This window comes from Tritonibacter sp. SIMBA_163, assembly GCF_046535935.1.
Classification (GTDB): Bacteria; Pseudomonadota; Alphaproteobacteria; order Rhodobacterales; family Rhodobacteraceae; genus Epibacterium; species Epibacterium scottomollicae.
This window is the reverse complement of the sequence record NZ_JAWJBP010000006.1, coordinates 18,916-32,990: the sequence shown is the minus strand read 5'-3', so window position 1 is coordinate 32,990 and position 14,075 is coordinate 18,916. Positions and strand designations below refer to the sequence as shown.

General features: G+C 61.4%; 15 protein-coding genes. 5 read left to right on the top strand and 10 right to left on the bottom strand.

Annotated elements, in window-relative coordinates:
- Window positions 1–19: 19 nt before the first annotated feature.
- The 4 genes from R0J92_RS11535 to R0J92_RS11520 form a co-directional block, all read right to left on the bottom strand.
- A complete protein-coding gene (locus R0J92_RS11535) occupies window positions 20–409 on the bottom strand; it encodes a VOC family protein (RefSeq protein WP_106162380.1) in 390 nt (129 codons plus the stop codon).
- A gap of 175 nt (window positions 410–584) precedes the next feature.
- Window positions 585–1,412 carry a 2,3,4,5-tetrahydropyridine-2,6-dicarboxylate N-succinyltransferase gene (gene dapD / locus R0J92_RS11530; protein WP_106162379.1) on the bottom strand — a complete coding sequence of 276 codons (828 nt, stop codon included), beginning with the start codon at window positions 1,410–1,412 and terminating at the stop codon, window positions 585–587.
- A gap of 112 nt (window positions 1,413–1,524) precedes the next feature.
- A complete protein-coding gene (locus R0J92_RS11525) occupies window positions 1,525–2,124 on the bottom strand; it encodes a GntR family transcriptional regulator (RefSeq protein WP_411051782.1) in 600 nt (199 codons plus the stop codon).
- A gap of 48 nt (window positions 2,125–2,172) precedes the next feature.
- On the bottom strand, window positions 2,173–3,126 hold the full coding sequence (locus R0J92_RS11520) for a threonine/serine dehydratase (protein ID WP_411051781.1): 954 nt from the start codon (window positions 3,124–3,126) through the stop codon (window positions 2,173–2,175).
- A 151-nt stretch (window positions 3,127–3,277) separates the two neighbouring features.
- Here R0J92_RS11520 and R0J92_RS11515 point away from each other — a divergent pair, with 151 nt between their 5' ends.
- The gene (locus tag R0J92_RS11515) at window positions 3,278–4,126 is read left to right on the top strand and encodes a TIGR00730 family Rossman fold protein (protein ID WP_411051780.1); all 849 of its coding nucleotides are present in this window, start codon (window positions 3,278–3,280) and stop codon (window positions 4,124–4,126) included.
- A gap of 208 nt (window positions 4,127–4,334) precedes the next feature.
- Here the strand turns inward: R0J92_RS11515 and R0J92_RS11510 are convergent, their stop codons facing one another.
- The 3 genes from R0J92_RS11510 to R0J92_RS11500 form a co-directional block, all read right to left on the bottom strand.
- Window positions 4,335–4,538, bottom strand: coding sequence for a hypothetical protein (locus tag R0J92_RS11510; RefSeq protein WP_106162376.1), 204 nt, complete (start codon window positions 4,536–4,538; stop codon window positions 4,335–4,337).
- A 163-nt stretch (window positions 4,539–4,701) separates the two neighbouring features.
- Complete coding sequence (gene rlmN / locus R0J92_RS11505; RefSeq protein WP_317384912.1) at window positions 4,702–5,895, bottom strand: 23S rRNA (adenine(2503)-C(2))-methyltransferase RlmN; 1,194 nt, start codon at window positions 5,893–5,895, stop codon at window positions 4,702–4,704.
- 224 nt (window positions 5,896–6,119) lie between these two features.
- On the bottom strand, window positions 6,120–6,653 hold the full coding sequence (locus R0J92_RS11500) for an invasion associated locus B family protein (protein ID WP_317384913.1): 534 nt from the start codon (window positions 6,651–6,653) through the stop codon (window positions 6,120–6,122).
- Window positions 6,654–6,881: 228 nt separating this feature from the next.
- Here R0J92_RS11500 and R0J92_RS11495 point away from each other — a divergent pair, with 228 nt between their 5' ends.
- A complete protein-coding gene (locus R0J92_RS11495; protein WP_411051779.1) occupies window positions 6,882–7,889 on the top strand; it encodes an asparaginase in 1,008 nt (335 codons plus the stop codon).
- Here the strand turns inward: R0J92_RS11495 and R0J92_RS11490 are convergent, their stop codons facing one another.
- Window positions 7,890–8,648 carry a TSUP family transporter gene (locus R0J92_RS11490; protein WP_411051778.1) on the bottom strand — a complete coding sequence of 253 codons (759 nt, stop codon included), beginning with the start codon at window positions 8,646–8,648 and terminating at the stop codon, window positions 7,890–7,892.
- Between the two features lie 3 nt (window positions 8,649–8,651).
- Window positions 8,652–9,527: a phosphoserine phosphatase SerB gene (serB, locus tag R0J92_RS11485; RefSeq protein WP_411051777.1), complete on the bottom strand. Its 876-nt coding sequence runs from the start codon at window positions 9,525–9,527 to the stop codon at window positions 8,652–8,654.
- Window positions 9,528–9,762: 235 nt separating this feature from the next.
- On the opposite strand from serB, the gene R0J92_RS11480 reads away from it, so the two are divergent.
- Both R0J92_RS11480 and serA read left to right on the top strand, forming a co-directional pair.
- Window positions 9,763–10,908, top strand: coding sequence for a phosphoserine transaminase (locus R0J92_RS11480; protein WP_411051776.1), 1,146 nt, complete (start codon window positions 9,763–9,765; stop codon window positions 10,906–10,908).
- A gap of 92 nt (window positions 10,909–11,000) precedes the next feature.
- The gene (gene serA, locus R0J92_RS11475) at window positions 11,001–12,596 is read left to right on the top strand and encodes a phosphoglycerate dehydrogenase (protein ID WP_106162371.1); all 1,596 of its coding nucleotides are present in this window, start codon (window positions 11,001–11,003) and stop codon (window positions 12,594–12,596) included.
- Window positions 12,597–12,663: 67 nt separating this feature from the next.
- Here the strand turns inward: serA and R0J92_RS11470 are convergent, their stop codons facing one another.
- Window positions 12,664–13,032 (bottom strand): hypothetical protein, encoded by a 369-nt coding sequence (locus R0J92_RS11470; RefSeq protein ID WP_411051775.1) that lies wholly within the window; start codon window positions 13,030–13,032, stop codon window positions 12,664–12,666.
- 142 nt (window positions 13,033–13,174) lie between these two features.
- Here R0J92_RS11470 and R0J92_RS11465 point away from each other — a divergent pair, with 142 nt between their 5' ends.
- Window positions 13,175–13,909, top strand: a complete 735-nt coding sequence (locus R0J92_RS11465; protein WP_411051774.1) for a metallophosphoesterase family protein — start codon at window positions 13,175–13,177, stop codon at window positions 13,907–13,909.
- Window positions 13,910–14,075: the final 166 nt, after the last annotated feature.

Genomic DNA, 14,075 nt, shown 5'->3' with positions numbered 1-14,075 from the left:
ACCAGAGGTGGGTTTCAGACTATGGTGCAACCTGAGTAGCCAGCCACCAGGTGGTGCCGCTTGGTCCCTTGATCCCGCCCCTGATGTCGCCCTCGGATTGTTTGCGCAGGGGTTCCTGCACGATCATGCCGCCAGCGGCGATGGCCCGATCAAAGACGGTTTGAACGTCTGGCACATAGAGGTGGACATGGGTGTCGTTGTCTTCGGCCTCGGGCAGTCCTCCGATCATGATGATGCTATCATCAATCCGCATCTCCGCATGCATCAAGCTGCCATCCTTGTGATCGTAGCGCTGCAACACGCGGGCATCGAAGACGGTTTCCAGAAAAGCGATGGTGGCCTCTGGATCATGACAGACGAGGTAGGGACTCAATGACGGATAGTTCGTCGGCTTCCAGGACGCAGGCATTGGGGCTACTCCTTCAGCTGTTCACATCCGGGCGATGCAATGACGGTGCAATCAACAATTCATCGTAATTATTAATAATATTCCACATACACTATGCTTGGCGCAATAAAAAAACAGGCAGCCGAAGCTGCCTGTGGTAAAACTTTCGTGTTAACGCCGCGAACCGCCGCCGCTGTCAGTCGCGCAGCAGCTCGTTGATGCCGGTCTTGGAGCGGGTCTTGGCGTCAACGCGCTTCACGATCACCGCGCAGTAGAGGTTGATGCCGTTTTTCGACGGCATCGAGCCCGCCACCACGACTGAGTAGGGCGGTACTTCGCCATACATCACTTCGCCGGTTTCGCGATCAACGATCTTGGTGGACTGGCCGATGAAGACGCCCATGCCCAGCACCGAACCTTCGCGCACGATGCAACCCTCGACCACCTCGGAGCGGGCGCCGATAAAGCAGTTGTCCTCGATAATGGTTGGGCCCGCCTGCATCGGTTCCAGCACGCCGCCGATGCCGACACCGCCAGACAGGTGCACGCCCTTGCCGATCTGCGCACAGGAGCCGACGGTGGCCCAGGTGTCGACCATGGTGCCTTCGTCGACATAGGCGCCGAGGTTCACAAAGGAGGGCATCAGCACCACGCCGGGGGCGATATAGGCGGATTTGCGGACCACGCAGTTGGGAACCGCGCGGAAGCCAGCGGATTTCCAGTCAGCGGCCTGCCAGCCCTTGAACTTGCTATCTACCTTATCCCACCAGCCAGCGCCCTGCGGGCCACCGGATTGCTCTTCCATATCTTTCAGGCGAAAGCCGAGCAGAACCGCTTTTTTCGCCCATTGGTTCACATGCCAGTCGCCGTTTTCCTGTTTCTCGGCCACGCGGAGCTTGCCGCTGTCGAGCGCGGCGAGGGTCTGTTCGATGGCGTCACGGGTTTCGCCGGTGGTGGCGGGGGTGATGGTGTCACGGGCCTCCCAGGCGGCCTCAATTGCGGTTTCCAGCTGCGCGTTGGACATATGTTCCGGCTCCGGGTTTTGTTGGATTCGAGCGCTTATAGCCACAAAATCTCCGGAGGTCATGTCCTGAACGCGCCCCCGTTCAGTTGCGGAGCGGCATCGGCGGGTGTGGTCAGCTGACCCGGCGCAGGTGACGGCGCAGCAGATCGCAAGCCAGCGTCAGATCCTGAGCGCGCAGCGCCTGCAGCAGTGCTGCGTGATCACCATCGGGGCGTGGGACCCAGCGATCCTGCCAATGGGCAAAAAGATGCCGCGCGGCGGTGATGTGCAGATCCTCGATCGCCGACAGCAGCCGGGGCATGTCGCACGGTGCCAGCAGCGCCAGGTGAAAGCGACGGTTGCAGCGATCCCAAGTGATCATGTCGCTGGCCAGATCACAGGCGCGGCAGGTGTCTTCAATGGTTGCCAGTGTGTCCGCGTCGTGGCGGGGCAGGGCATGGGTCAGTGCGAGCACCTCCAGGGCCACCCGCATCTCAATCACTTCGCGGATTTCCGTAGGCTCCAACGCGGTGACCCGCATGCCCTTGTGGGGTACGGATTTTGCCAGCCCCTTGGCCTCCAGCCGTAGAAAGGCCTCGCGCACCGGCACATGCGAGGTCTCGTAGTCGCGCGCGATATGGTCCTGCCGCAGCTTGTCGCCGGCGGGCAGGTCGCCGGTGACGATCCGTTCCATCAGGGCGCGAAATATCTTGTCGGCTGTGGTCTCACTCATGCCCGTTCGATAGGCGCGCACGCCGTCCGCCGCAAGGCTTTCCCATTCTCAGGTGAAGGAGACGTCCACCTGTGTTGCGGGATCGCTCAGGGGTTCCGGGTCGATATTGCCACCACAAAGCAGTACCGCAACCTTCTCCCCCCGCGCGGGCAGGTAAGCGCCGCACATCAGCGCCGCCAGTGCGGTGGCCCCAGCGGGCTCGACCAGCAGGCGGTGATCGCGCCAAAGCGCATGTTGCGCGGCCTCGATTGCGGCATCTGGGACGATGACACTTGGGGTGCGCTGGGCGCTAGCGAGGTCGAAGCAGATGTCACCGATGCGGCGCGCGCCAAGCGCATTGGCGGCGATACCGCTGACCTCTACGTTGGTGGGGGCTCCGGTCATCAGCGCCGATTTCAGCGCGCAGGAGGTGGCAGGTTCGACAGCAACCACCTTGCGCCGATCCTGAAACCAGCCAAGTGCGCCACTGATCAGCCCGCCGCCGCCGACCGCGATCAGTACGGTATCAGCGTCAAGCCCCTGCGCCTCCCACTCGGCAAAGAGCGTGCCTTGTCCGGCAACCGTGGCGGGGGCGTCATAGGCGTGGATCTGCATGGCGCCGGTCTGCAACTCCCAGTCCTGCGCGGCCTCCAGCGCATTGGCATAGGCGCCGGGGATTACTTCTAGGTCGGCGCCGGTGGAGCGGATCAGATCAATCTTGGCCTGTCCTGCGATTTCAGGCACGTAGATTTTCGCGTGAAAGCCCAGTGCGCGGGCGGCAAAGGCCACCGCAGCGCCGTGATTGCCGCCGGATGCGGCCACCAGGCCGGCTTCCGGGACCGGTTCCGACAGCAGCGTGTTGAAGGCGCCGCGCGCCTTGAAACTGCCTGCGTGCTGCAGCTGTTCGAGCTTCAGTTGCACCGGGTAGCCGAGGCCGAAGCTCTGCACGTTGAGCAACGGGGTTTCCACCACATGTACGGCAATCCGATTGTGCGCGCCGGAAATCAACGGTGTCCAGTCCATTGTCTGTCCTCGAGTCTTTGCAGTTGCGGCGAACCCTAGGGGATTATCGGCCGGAGGCAAGGGGAGGGCTGATCTCAAAGCTGGTTTGCCGTCGTCTTCCGGGCTAAGACAAGGTCTGACCTTTGGTACCGCAGAACAGGCAAGAATTGATATGAGTGACGACCGCCACAGCCGCTTCACGGATGCAAGCGCCGACCGCAACCGCGCCGAACATGTGCCCGTGACCCCGCAGACCCAGTCCCCGGCCTACCAGCTCGCCTTTGCGGACGAAGGCTTCCTCTGTCGCGAGGAGCTGCGTCCGGTGCGTCTGCAGCTGGAGCTGTTGAAGCCGCAGCTGATGCTGGATGAGCAGGGGATCGAGAGCACCGTGGTGATGTTCGGTGGCGCCCGCATCCCGGCACCGGCCGATAGAGCCAAGGCACGTACCAAAACATTGGCCGACCTCAGCCATTTCTATGACGAGGCCCGCGCCTTTGCGAAGAAGATGACCGAGAAATCCAAGACCACCGGCGGACGTCGCCATGTGGTGGTCACGGGTGGCGGACCGGGAGTGATGGAAGCGGGCAACCGCGGTGCGGTGGATGCGGAAGGCGTCTCGATCGGCCTCAACATCGTTCTGCCGCATGAGCAGGCGCCGAATGAATACGTGACGCCGGAGCTGTGCTTCAATTTCCACTATTTCGCGATCCGCAAGATGCACTTTCTGATGCGGGCAGAGGCGATCTGCGTCTTCCCTGGCGGCTTTGGCACGCTGGACGAGATGTTCGAGGCGCTGACCCTGATCCAGACCGGGCGCATGGAGCCGGTGCCCTTCCTGCTGTTCGGACGCGCCTTCTGGGAGAAGATCATAAACTGGGATGCGCTGGCGGATGCGGGCACCATTTCGGAGCAGGATCTGGAGCTATTCAAGTTCGTCGAAAGTGCCGATGAGGCGATCCAGGTGATCGAGACTTGGAGTCCGGTTCCGGCGCGTCAGAATCTCCCCGGTCGCGAGCGTTGAGGCGCGGCTGCATTGGGCCAAAGCAGATGAGAAACACGCCCGCGCGCCGAGCCCATGGGGCTCGGCGCGCGGGTCTGCCCGAGAGGGCAGAAGCCAATGATCAAATGTCGGTGTCCCTCTTGGGTGGGGTGAGAACGTTTGTGGGAACGTCGGGAGCGCGTCAGATCATTGGTATGTCGAGAGTTTCTTGTGTTCTAACTGTCAAGCCTCAGGTCAGTTCTGCGGGCAGTACGCCAAGCGCTTCGCCGCGCGGCAGGCGGGTCAGGATCTGTGCCCCATCCTCATCCCGGATGGCATAGCCGTAGCCGCGCAGGCGGAATTGCCATTCCCGCGTGCTCAGTGCCTTGCGCCGTTCCTCGCGTACCAGCGAAAGAATGCCGTCATCCATTGTTGCGCCCTGCTGTCCAATCATTGTGCTGCCCTTTGCTGCCCAGAAGTTTTTCCGTGTACTGTTTCTGATTCTGAGACTGTCGGCAGCTGATGGCGCAAATTTTGCTAAAATTGGGAAAGAATAAGGCGCCGCGAGTTTCGCAGCGCCTTTTGGGGCAGAATAGGAAATGTTGGATGTGGTGGCGTCAGCTTTCGGCGATGCCAGCCTCGGCCTCGATCTGCTTGCGGCTCTTGCGGGCGCGCTCGGTGGCCGACTTCAACTGACCGCAGGCCGCCATGATGTCATCGCCGCGGGTCTTGCGGATCGGCGAGGCATAGCCCGCCTGATAGATGATATTGGCAAAAGCGCGAATGCGGTTGTTCGACGACCGTTTGTAGGGCGCGCCGGGCCATTCGTTGAAGGGAATGAGGTTGATCTTGGCCGGGATATTGTAACGCTTGATATGATCGAGCAGCCGTTGCGCGTCCTCATCGGAATCGTTCACCCCGTCGAGCATCACATATTCAAAGGTGATACGCTCGGAGTTCGACACTTTGGGGTAATCCGCCAGCGCCTGCAGCAGCGCGTCGATATTCCAGCGCTTGTTGATCGGCACCAGCTTGTCGCGGACCTCATTGGTGGTCGCGTGGAAGGAAACCGCCAGCAGACAGCCGATTTCCTGCGCGGTGCGGGCAATTTCCGGCACCACACCGGAGGTCGACAGCGTGATGCGGCGACGCGACAGAGAGATCCCTTCCGGGTCCATCGCGATCTTCATCGCGTCACGCACGTTTTCGAAGTTATACAGCGGCTCGCCCATGCCCATCAGCACGATATTCGACAGCAGTCGGGTCTCGTCCTTGGGTGCGCCCGGCGTCGGCCACTCCTCCAGGTCATCGCGCGCCATCATCACCTGCCCGACGATTTCGGCCGGAGTCAGGTTGCGCACCAGCTTCTGGGTGCCGGTGTGGCAGAAGGAACAGGTCAGGGTGCAGCCGACCTGGCTGGAAATACACAGCGTGCCGCGGTCATCCTCGGGGATATAAACCACCTCGACCTCATGGCCGCCTTCGATGCGCACCAGATACTTGCGCGTGCCGTCGACGGATACCTGACGCGAAACCACCTCTGGGATGCGGATCTCGAAGGTCTCTTCCAGCTGCGCGCGATAACCCTTTGCGAGGTTGGTCATCGAGGCAAAGTCGCGCACGCCCCATTGATAGATCCACTGCCAGATCTGACCGACGCGCATCTTGGCCTGCTTTTCCGCGGTGCCATTGGCAATCAGCACCTCGCGCATTTGATCGCGGGTCAGGCCGACAAGGTTGATCTTGCCGCCTTCGGGTGCCTTGCGGGGCAGGGTCAGGACATCTTGAGTGATCGGCGCTGAGGCTGTCATGAGACGGGACTCGCTGGGTTGTGGATAAAACGTGGCTGGATGCGGCTCTATATAGGAGATTGGCCCGAGATCAAAAGGATTCTCGTTCAACCCTGCTATGCGTGCACAGGTCTCCTGACCTCTTTTCTAGCGTAAAACATCCCAAAGCGCGAGGCGGGGCTTTGAAAAGAAAACGGCGAAGCCGCAGCCCCGCCGTCAGAATTCTCTTTACACTCAGTCCGCGATCACCCGGCGCAGCGCTTCTCCGCATCCTCGATAGAGGCGGTGAACCCCAGCAGGGAGAAGGTATCTTGTGTCTGTGTACCGCGCGAAGACCGTGCGGTCAGCACCGCATCGGTGCCGCGTTTCATCGCGGTGATGATCTTTGAATCATCTGTCGGCGTCGCTGGCCAGGCCCATTCGCCCTCGGTGAACAGCTCAAACTCCGAGTCGCCAATTTTCATGTTGACGGTTGAGCCGGGAGCAAAAGGATATCCGCCGGTAAAGGTAACCTGGCCCTTGTTGCCGCCATCCGGGCGGTAAAACACGAACAAGCGAATTTCGCTGCGGCGCACGGCGACCACGCGACCATCCCTTGTGTTCACAGTTTCTTTTGGTGCCGATACACCGATACACTCACGCGGAGAGCTCTCTTCAAAGACGCTCCAATCCACATGCGCGCCCACGCGATTTTCGGTCGTTGCTTGCTGTGCGCTTGCAGTGGTGGCCATGCCAACCAGCAAGAGCGCCCCTGCCAAGCAACGGAGTTTAAATGCCATGCGTCCCGCCTCCAAGACTCTCTTGTCCTCAAATGTCCCTGGGCTGTCCGCGATGTTTTGCACATCGTCTTTGCCCATGTCTCATGATCCTTGACACAAGCATATTAGCGGAACAAGGGCCATGCGCAAATGCCGGGTTTGGCGGGTTTCTGCCGCCTTTTCCTTGAAAGCCCGGGGTTTTGGATGTTTGGTGCTGCTCAAACACACCCCAAGCAATGAGTTCGCCAGATGACGTGCCAGAACACCCCCGCCCCTTTGACAGAGATTTGGCGCGGCAGCCTGCTGGAGAGTCAGCACCACGGTCATGCCGTCGTCTGCAATGGCAAGGGTGAGATCGTGCACAGTTGGGGCAATCCAGATCAGGTGATCTACCCACGCAGCTCCTGCAAGATGGTGCAGGCATTGCCGCTTCTGACCTCCGGTGCTGCGGCGCGCTACGGGTTGAACAGCGAACAGCTCGCGCTTGCCTGTGCGTCCCACAACGGGGCCCGTATCCATGTGGATCGTGTCAGCCGTTGGCTCGATCAACTGGAGTTGAGCGAGGGCGATCTGCGCTGCGGCGCCCAAATGCCGCGCGACAAAGAGGTCATGCATGGTCTCATCAAGACCGACGACAGCCCTTGCCAGATCCACAACAACTGCTCCGGAAAGCATGCGGGCTTTCTGACATTGGCGCAGCACTTGGGCGCGGGTCCGGAATATGTGGAGATCGATCATCCGGTTCAGCAGGCCTGCCATGAGGCCTTTGAGGAGGTCACCGGTGAAACCAGTCCGACCTATGGGATTGACGGGTGTTCTGCGCCCAACTTCGCCTGCACCGTGACGGGACTGGCGCGCGGCATGGGGTGGTTTGCCTCTGCTCACACACGCTCCACCCGGTCCGACGAGGCCGCCGTGCAATTGCGTGCCGCCATGGCGCAGCACCCGGAGCTGGTCGCGGGAGAGGGGCGGGCCTGCACCGCCCTGATGCGTGACATGGGCGGCAAGGTATCGGTGAAAACCGGGGCTGAGGGGGTGTTTGTCGCGATCCTGCCAGAGCAGGAACTGGGGATCGCGCTGAAGGTGTCCGACGGTGCAACGCGTGCAGCTGAGAATGCCATCGCTGCCTTGCTGGTCAGCCTCGGAGCGCTCGACAAAGATAGCCCATCGGCCAAGGCCTACATGAGCGCCGCCATCACCAACTGGAACGGTATCCACTGCGGCGAGATGCGCCCCGCCGCAGAATTGCAGTTCTGATCAGATCAAATCCCAGATCAATTTCAGAGCCAGGGTGATGGTGGTCAGAACCAACAGCGGTTTGATGACCTTCGCGCCCTGTTTTTGAGCAAGCCCAGCGCCGACGCGCGCGCCCGCAATCTGTGCAATGCCCATGGCAAGCCCGGTGAACCACCAGGGCGTCGCCACAACTGCAAAGGCCGCAAGCGCGCCGGCGTTGGAGGCGAAATTCAGCAGTTTTGTATGTGCCGTGGCTTTCAGGATGCCGTAGCCTGCAAGGCCAACAAAGGCGAGCATGTAGAAACTCCCCGCACCGGGGCCGAGCAGGCCGTCATATGCGGCGCAGAGCGGCACCACAGTGGCGGCAAAGATCGCAGGCGACAGGCGGCGCGCCCGGTCAACATCATCCAGGCCTTTCTTGGTGGCAAAGAAGATCGCGATTCCCACCAGCAGGATCGGCAGAGCGTATCGGATCAGTTCCACCGGCAACAAGGACACCAGCAGCGCACCCCCTATGGAGGCGAAGAAGGCGATCACCGCAGACTTCCATTGGCTACGAAGGTCCACGTGCCCACCGCGGGCATAAGAGATCGCCGCGGTCGCCGAACCGAACAGGCCCTGTATCTTGTTGGTGGCCAGCGCGGTCACCGGATTGGCACCGGCGATGAGCAGAACCGGCACGGTGATCAGCCCGCCGCCACCGGCCACCGCATCAATGAAACCGGCCACAAACCCCGCTGCGATCAACAGCAGCAGGACCTCGAAGGTCACTTCGAACATGTCTTATCCTTTGAAGTCGTCCCGGCTGTAGCCCTGAACGTACAAGAGCGCCGTGAGATCGCTGTGATTGATGCGGATTTCGCATTCCGCCGCCACCGATGGTTTGGCGTGCAGCGCCACACCAGCGCCTGCCCGGGTCAACATGCCGAGGTCATTGGCACCATCGCCGACCGCGATCACATCGGCCTCGGAAATCCCAAGGCGGGCGGTGATTTGTTCCAGCGCCTCCACCTTGGCCTCGCGGCCCAGAATGGGACGGCCGACCTCGCCAGTCAGCTTGCCATCCGCAACGATCAGCGTGTTGGCACGGTTCTCGTCAAACCCCAGTTCCGCGGCGACCCGCGCGGTAAAGGCGGTGAAACCGCCAGAGACCAGCGCCGCGTAGGCGCCATCCGCCTTCATTGTTGCCAGAAGCTCGCGCCCACCGGGCATGAAGCTAATGCGGCTGTTCAGAACCTGCGTGATGACATCTTCGGGCAGGCCTTGCAGCAGGCCGACACGTTCGGTCAGCGCGCCCTCGAAATCCAATTCACCGTTCATGGCGCGAGCAGTGATATCCTTGACCCGGGCGCCCACTCCCGCCTCATCGGCCAGCTCGTCGATGCATTCCTGCTGGATCATCGTCGAGTCCATATCCGCCAACAGCATCTTCTTGCGTCGGCCTTGGGCAGGTTGCAGCACCAGATCGACGCCCATGCCCTGCAGGTCGCCCCAGACGTCCCAGCGGTTGTCGGGTGGGCTCTTCAGGGTGAATTCCGCTGCAATGCCGGGGTTGAGCCAGTTGGCCTCTCCCCCGCCCCAGGCGTTCCTGAGAGATTCGACCAACGCGGGCTCCAGCGTCGGGGTGGCGGGGTTCACGAGCAGCGTGGCGATATACATGGCGTTCTCCGGTCTAAACGGGATGCCTTCTCTTAACGGCGGCTTTCCAGCGGCACCAGTGGGGGCGGGGTGCGTGGTGCAAAGTTTCCGATCGGCGTCATTCGAGGTCGCATTATTTTTCCAAAGCGGCGCAAACGGGCAATTTTCCCAGTTGCGCGGAATCAAACCGCCGCATATCGCTGTCGGTGGGACACCCCTCCCCAACGAGGGGCGCTTATCTGGAAGGGTAGCATCAATGGCTATTGCACAACCGGCATCGCGGCCGGCCAATCCGCGTTTTTCTTCTGGCCCCTGCGCCAAACCCCCCACATATGATCTGTCCAAACTCGCTGGCGCGCCTCTCGGTCGCAGCCATCGTGCTGCCGTCGGCAAGGAAAAGCTCCTCGCCGCCATAGAAGGCACCCGCGAGATCCTTGGCATCCCCGCAGACTACAAGATCGGCATCGTGCCCGCGTCCGACACCGGCGCGATGGAGATGGCGATGTGGAACCTGCTGGGCGAACGCAAGGTCGAGATGATCGCCTGGGAAAGCTTTGGCGCTGGCTGGGTCACCGATGTGGTGAAACAGCTGAAGATCGACGCCGAGGTGAAGACCGCCGACTATGGCGACATTGTCGACCTCACCACCGTGAACCCCGCGCATGATGTGGTGTTCACCTGGAACGGCACCACCTCCGGCGTGCGGGTGCCCAATGGTGACTGGATCGCGGATGACCGCGAGGGCCTGACCATCTGCGATGCGACCTCTGCCGCCTTTGCGCAGGAGCTGCCTTGGGACAAGCTCGATGTCACCACCTTCTCCTGGCAGAAGGTGCTGGGCGGCGAGGCGGCACACGGCGTCATCGTCCTCAGCCCCCGCGCGGTGGAACGTCTGGAAAGCTACACGCCGGCATGGCCGCTGCCGAAGATCTTCCGCCTGACCAAGGGCGGCAAGCTGATCGACGGGATCTTTACCGGCGCAACCATCAACACGCCGTCGATGCTGGCGGTGGAGGATTACCTCTTTGCGCTGGACTGGGCCCGTTCGGTGGGTGGCCTCGAGGGGCTGATCGGTCGCGCCAACGCCAATGCGGATGCGATCCACGCCTTTGCCTATGCCAACGACTGGATCGACAACCTCGCCAATGATCCGGCGACGCGGTCGAATACGTCTGTCTGCCTGAAGTTCACCGACAAGCGCATCAAGGATGGTGCCAGCTTTGCCAAATCCGTGGCCAAGCGGCTGGAGTCTGAAGGCATCGCCTATGACATTGGTGCTTACCGCGATGCACCCGCCGGTCTGCGGATCTGGTGCGGTGGCACGGTAGAGACCTCGGATATCGAGGCCATGCTGCCGTGGCTGGCCTGGGCCTTCGAGGCCGAGATCGCCGCGCAAGGCTAAAGCAAACTGCCCGGGCGACAGTCCGGGCAGCGCCCACCCCTATTCCCAGTTTCAGGCCGCATCCCGGCCCCCGCAGACAAAGGACCAAGACAATGGCCCCCAAGGTACTCATCTCCGACAAGCTCTCGGACGCCGCCGTACAGATCTTTCGCGACCGTGGCATCGACGTGGACTTCCTGCCCGACGTGGGCAAGGACAAGGACAAGCTGGCCGAGATTATCGGGCAGTATGATGGCCTCGCCATCCGCTCCGCCACCAAGGTGACCCCGACCATCCTCGAAGCGGCGGACAAGCTGCAGGTGATCGGTCGCGCCGGTATCGGCACCGACAACATCGACAAGGACGCCGCCTCCAAGAAGGGCGTGATCGTCATGAATACCCCCTTCGGCAACATGATCACCACCGCCGAACACGCCATTGCGATGATGTTTGCCGTTGCCCGCCAGATCCCCGAGGCCTCTGCCTCCACCCATGCGGGCAAATGGGAAAAGTCCAAGTTCATGGGTGTCGAGCTGACCGGCAAGACCCTTGGCGTGATCGGAGCGGGCAACATCGGTGGCATCGTCTGCGACCGCGCCCGGGGCCTGAAGATGAAGGTCGTGGCCTATGATCCCTTCCTCAGCGAGGAAAAGGCCAAGAAAATGCAGGTCGAGAAGGTCGAGCTGGACGAGCTGCTGACCCGCGCCGATTTCATCACCCTGCATGTGCCGCTGACCGATCAGACCAAGAACATCCTTAGCCGCGAAAACCTCGCTAAGACCAAGAAGGGCGTGCGCATCGTCAACTGTGCCCGCGGTGGACTGGTCGACGAGGCCGCATTGGCCGAGGCGTTGACTTCCGGCCATGTGGCGGGTGCCGCCTTCGACGTGTTCTCGGTGGAACCGGCCAAGGACAACCCGCTGTTTGACCTGCCGAATGTGGTTTGCACCCCGCATCTGGGTGCCGCGACGTCCGAAGCACAGGAAAACGTCGCCCTGCAGGTTGCCGACCAGATGGCCAACTACCTGCTGACCGGCGCGGTGGAAAACGCACTCAACATGCCGTCGGTGACCGCCGAGGAAGCCAAGGTCATGGGGCCCTGGATCAAGCTTGCCGATCACCTCGGCTCCTTTGCCGGGCAGATGTCGGACGAGCCGATCACTGCGATCAACGTGCTTTACGATGGTGTGGTGTCGGACATGAACCTGGAGGCGCTGAATTGCGCGGTGATCTCCGGCATCATGAAGAATGTGAACCCGGACGTGAACATGGTCTCCGCTCCCGTGGTGGCCAAGGAGCGCGGCATCCAGATCTCGACCACCAACCAGGACAAATCCGGCACCTTTGACGGTTACATCAAGGTGACGGTGGTGACGGCCAAGCGGGAGCGTTCGGTTGCGGGCACGGTGTTCTCGGACGGCAAGCCGCGGTTCATCCAGATCAAGGGCATCAACATCGACGCCGAGGTGGGCCAGCATATGCTCTACACCACGAACAACGACGTGCCGGGCATCATCGGCGCGCTGGGTCGCACCATGGGCGACATGGATGTGAACATCGCCAACTTTACGCTTGGCCGGTCGAACGAGGGCGGCGAGGCGATCGCGCTTCTGTATGTCGACGCACCGGTGCCTGCGGATGCACGGGCGAAACTGGCCGAAACCGGCCTGTTCACCCAGATCAAGCCGCTGGTGTTCGACGTCGCCTGAACCGCGTTTGTGCAGGCTGGCTTATGAGATGATCGGGTTCGCCAGCAATGGCGGACCCGAACTTGCGTCACGCAGCGCGGCTGCGGATGACCGTGAACAGGAATATCAGGGCGCTCGCGAGCGTGAGAAAGCTGCCCAGAATGGCCAGCGCATCACCGCCGCCGCTTTTGACGATGGCGATACCCGGCGCGATGGTACCCACGGCCAGCACCGAAACCACCAGATGCAGGCGTGGCAATCGGCCCTGTGCGGCGGACGGCACCACGTGATAGTAAAATCCATAGAGCGCAAAGCCGACCCAGCCGATCAGGTTCAGATGCGCGTGGGCATTTGCCAAAGTGTGGTCCTTGGAGGCCGCCATCTGGATGCCCCAGATCATTCCGAGTATGCCCAAACATACAGCCAGAACCATGAATCCGAATGCTATTCCTTTCATCCCACGTTCCTTTCCTGGGTGACGGGGTTTACACCTTGCCCTTGATGCCCCGTTTGCCTTTGTTACCGGTCGAGATGTTATCTCTCCGTGATCTTAGCCGGATAAGACCCGGGCTTGCAGAAAAACTGAAAGAAGAGCCGCTATGACCAAACCCATCTATGCCATCGGTGACATTCACGGGCAGACCGCCCAGCTTGACCGCGCGTTGGAGCTGATCGCAGCAGATGGCGGGCCGGAGGCCGAGGTGGTCTTTGTCGGCGACTATGTGGATCGCGGCCCGGACAGTCGCGGCGTGATCGCGCGGTTGATGCAGGGGCAGACCGAAGGGCGCAACTGGACCTGCCTCAAGGGCAATCACGACCGGATGTTCGAATGGTTCATGGAGGATGCGCCGCGGCATGATCCGCACATGCTGGTGGGCTATCACTGGTTCCATGAACGGATCGGCGGCGTTGCAACGCTAGGGTCCTATGGCCTGGAGGTCCCGGATCGCATCCGGTTGGAGGATCTGCATCGGCAGGCCAAGGCAACGGTCCCCGAGGATCACGTCACCTTCTTGCGGAACCTGTCGCTGTCCCATTTGTCGGGCGATCTGCTTTTCGTGCACGCGGGTGTCCGCCCCGGTATCGCCCTCGCGGATCAGGCGGAAAACGATCTGGTCTGGATCCGGGACGGGTTTCTGGATCACGCCGCGCCGCACCCCTGGCTGGTGGTGCATGGGCACACCGCAGAGCAGTATCCCGTGCACTATGGCAACCGCGTCGATATCGACTGCGGCGCGGGCTATGGACGGGCTTTGGTGCCGGTGGTGTTCGAGGGGACGCAGGCCTGGTGCCTGACCGATCAGGGACGGCAACGCCTGCTGCCGGAAGGATAGATCCAACAGAGCAAATACTTGAGAGAGTTGTGTTGCACTAACTATCGCAAAGGTTGTATGTAGGAACTGCATGTCTCACATACTGACATGTCTGTAACCCCATGCAGACAGCCCCCTGTCATCAGCGATGTTGAGGTGTGATTCACGTTGTCCTTACTCAGGCAGG

What these genes read in the sequence shown, in the direction of transcription:
- R0J92_RS11535 (WP_106162380.1), bottom strand. Translation starts at nt 409, where the DNA reads ATGCCTGCGTCCTGGAAGCCGACGAACTATCCGTCATTGAGTCCCTAC.
- R0J92_RS11495 (WP_411051779.1), top strand. Translation starts at nt 6,882, where the DNA reads ATGACGTGCCAGAACACCCCCGCCCCTTTGACAGAGATTTGGCGCGGC.
- R0J92_RS11520 (WP_411051781.1), bottom strand. Translation starts at nt 3,126, where the DNA reads ATGGACTGGACACCGTTGATTTCCGGCGCGCACAATCGGATTGCCGTA.
- rlmN (WP_317384912.1), bottom strand. Translation starts at nt 5,895, where the DNA reads ATGACAGCCTCAGCGCCGATCACTCAAGATGTCCTGACCCTGCCCCGC.
- R0J92_RS11515 (WP_411051780.1), top strand. Translation starts at nt 3,278, where the DNA reads ATGAGTGACGACCGCCACAGCCGCTTCACGGATGCAAGCGCCGACCGC.
- R0J92_RS11490 (WP_411051778.1), bottom strand. Translation starts at nt 8,648, where the DNA reads ATGTTCGAAGTGACCTTCGAGGTCCTGCTGCTGTTGATCGCAGCGGGG.
- R0J92_RS11470 (WP_411051775.1), bottom strand. Translation starts at nt 13,032, where the DNA reads ATGAAAGGAATAGCATTCGGATTCATGGTTCTGGCTGTATGTTTGGGC.
- R0J92_RS11525 (WP_411051782.1), bottom strand. Translation starts at nt 2,124, where the DNA reads ATGAGTGAGACCACAGCCGACAAGATATTTCGCGCCCTGATGGAACGG.
- R0J92_RS11500 (WP_317384913.1), bottom strand. Translation starts at nt 6,653, where the DNA reads ATGGCATTTAAACTCCGTTGCTTGGCAGGGGCGCTCTTGCTGGTTGGC.
- serA (WP_106162371.1), top strand. Translation starts at nt 11,001, where the DNA reads ATGGCCCCCAAGGTACTCATCTCCGACAAGCTCTCGGACGCCGCCGTA.
- R0J92_RS11480 (WP_411051776.1), top strand. Translation starts at nt 9,763, where the DNA reads ATGGCTATTGCACAACCGGCATCGCGGCCGGCCAATCCGCGTTTTTCT.
- dapD (WP_106162379.1), bottom strand. Translation starts at nt 1,412, where the DNA reads ATGTCCAACGCGCAGCTGGAAACCGCAATTGAGGCCGCCTGGGAGGCC.
- R0J92_RS11510 (WP_106162376.1), bottom strand. Translation starts at nt 4,538, where the DNA reads ATGATTGGACAGCAGGGCGCAACAATGGATGACGGCATTCTTTCGCTG.
- serB (WP_411051777.1), bottom strand. Translation starts at nt 9,527, where the DNA reads ATGTATATCGCCACGCTGCTCGTGAACCCCGCCACCCCGACGCTGGAG.
- R0J92_RS11465 (WP_411051774.1), top strand. Translation starts at nt 13,175, where the DNA reads ATGACCAAACCCATCTATGCCATCGGTGACATTCACGGGCAGACCGCC.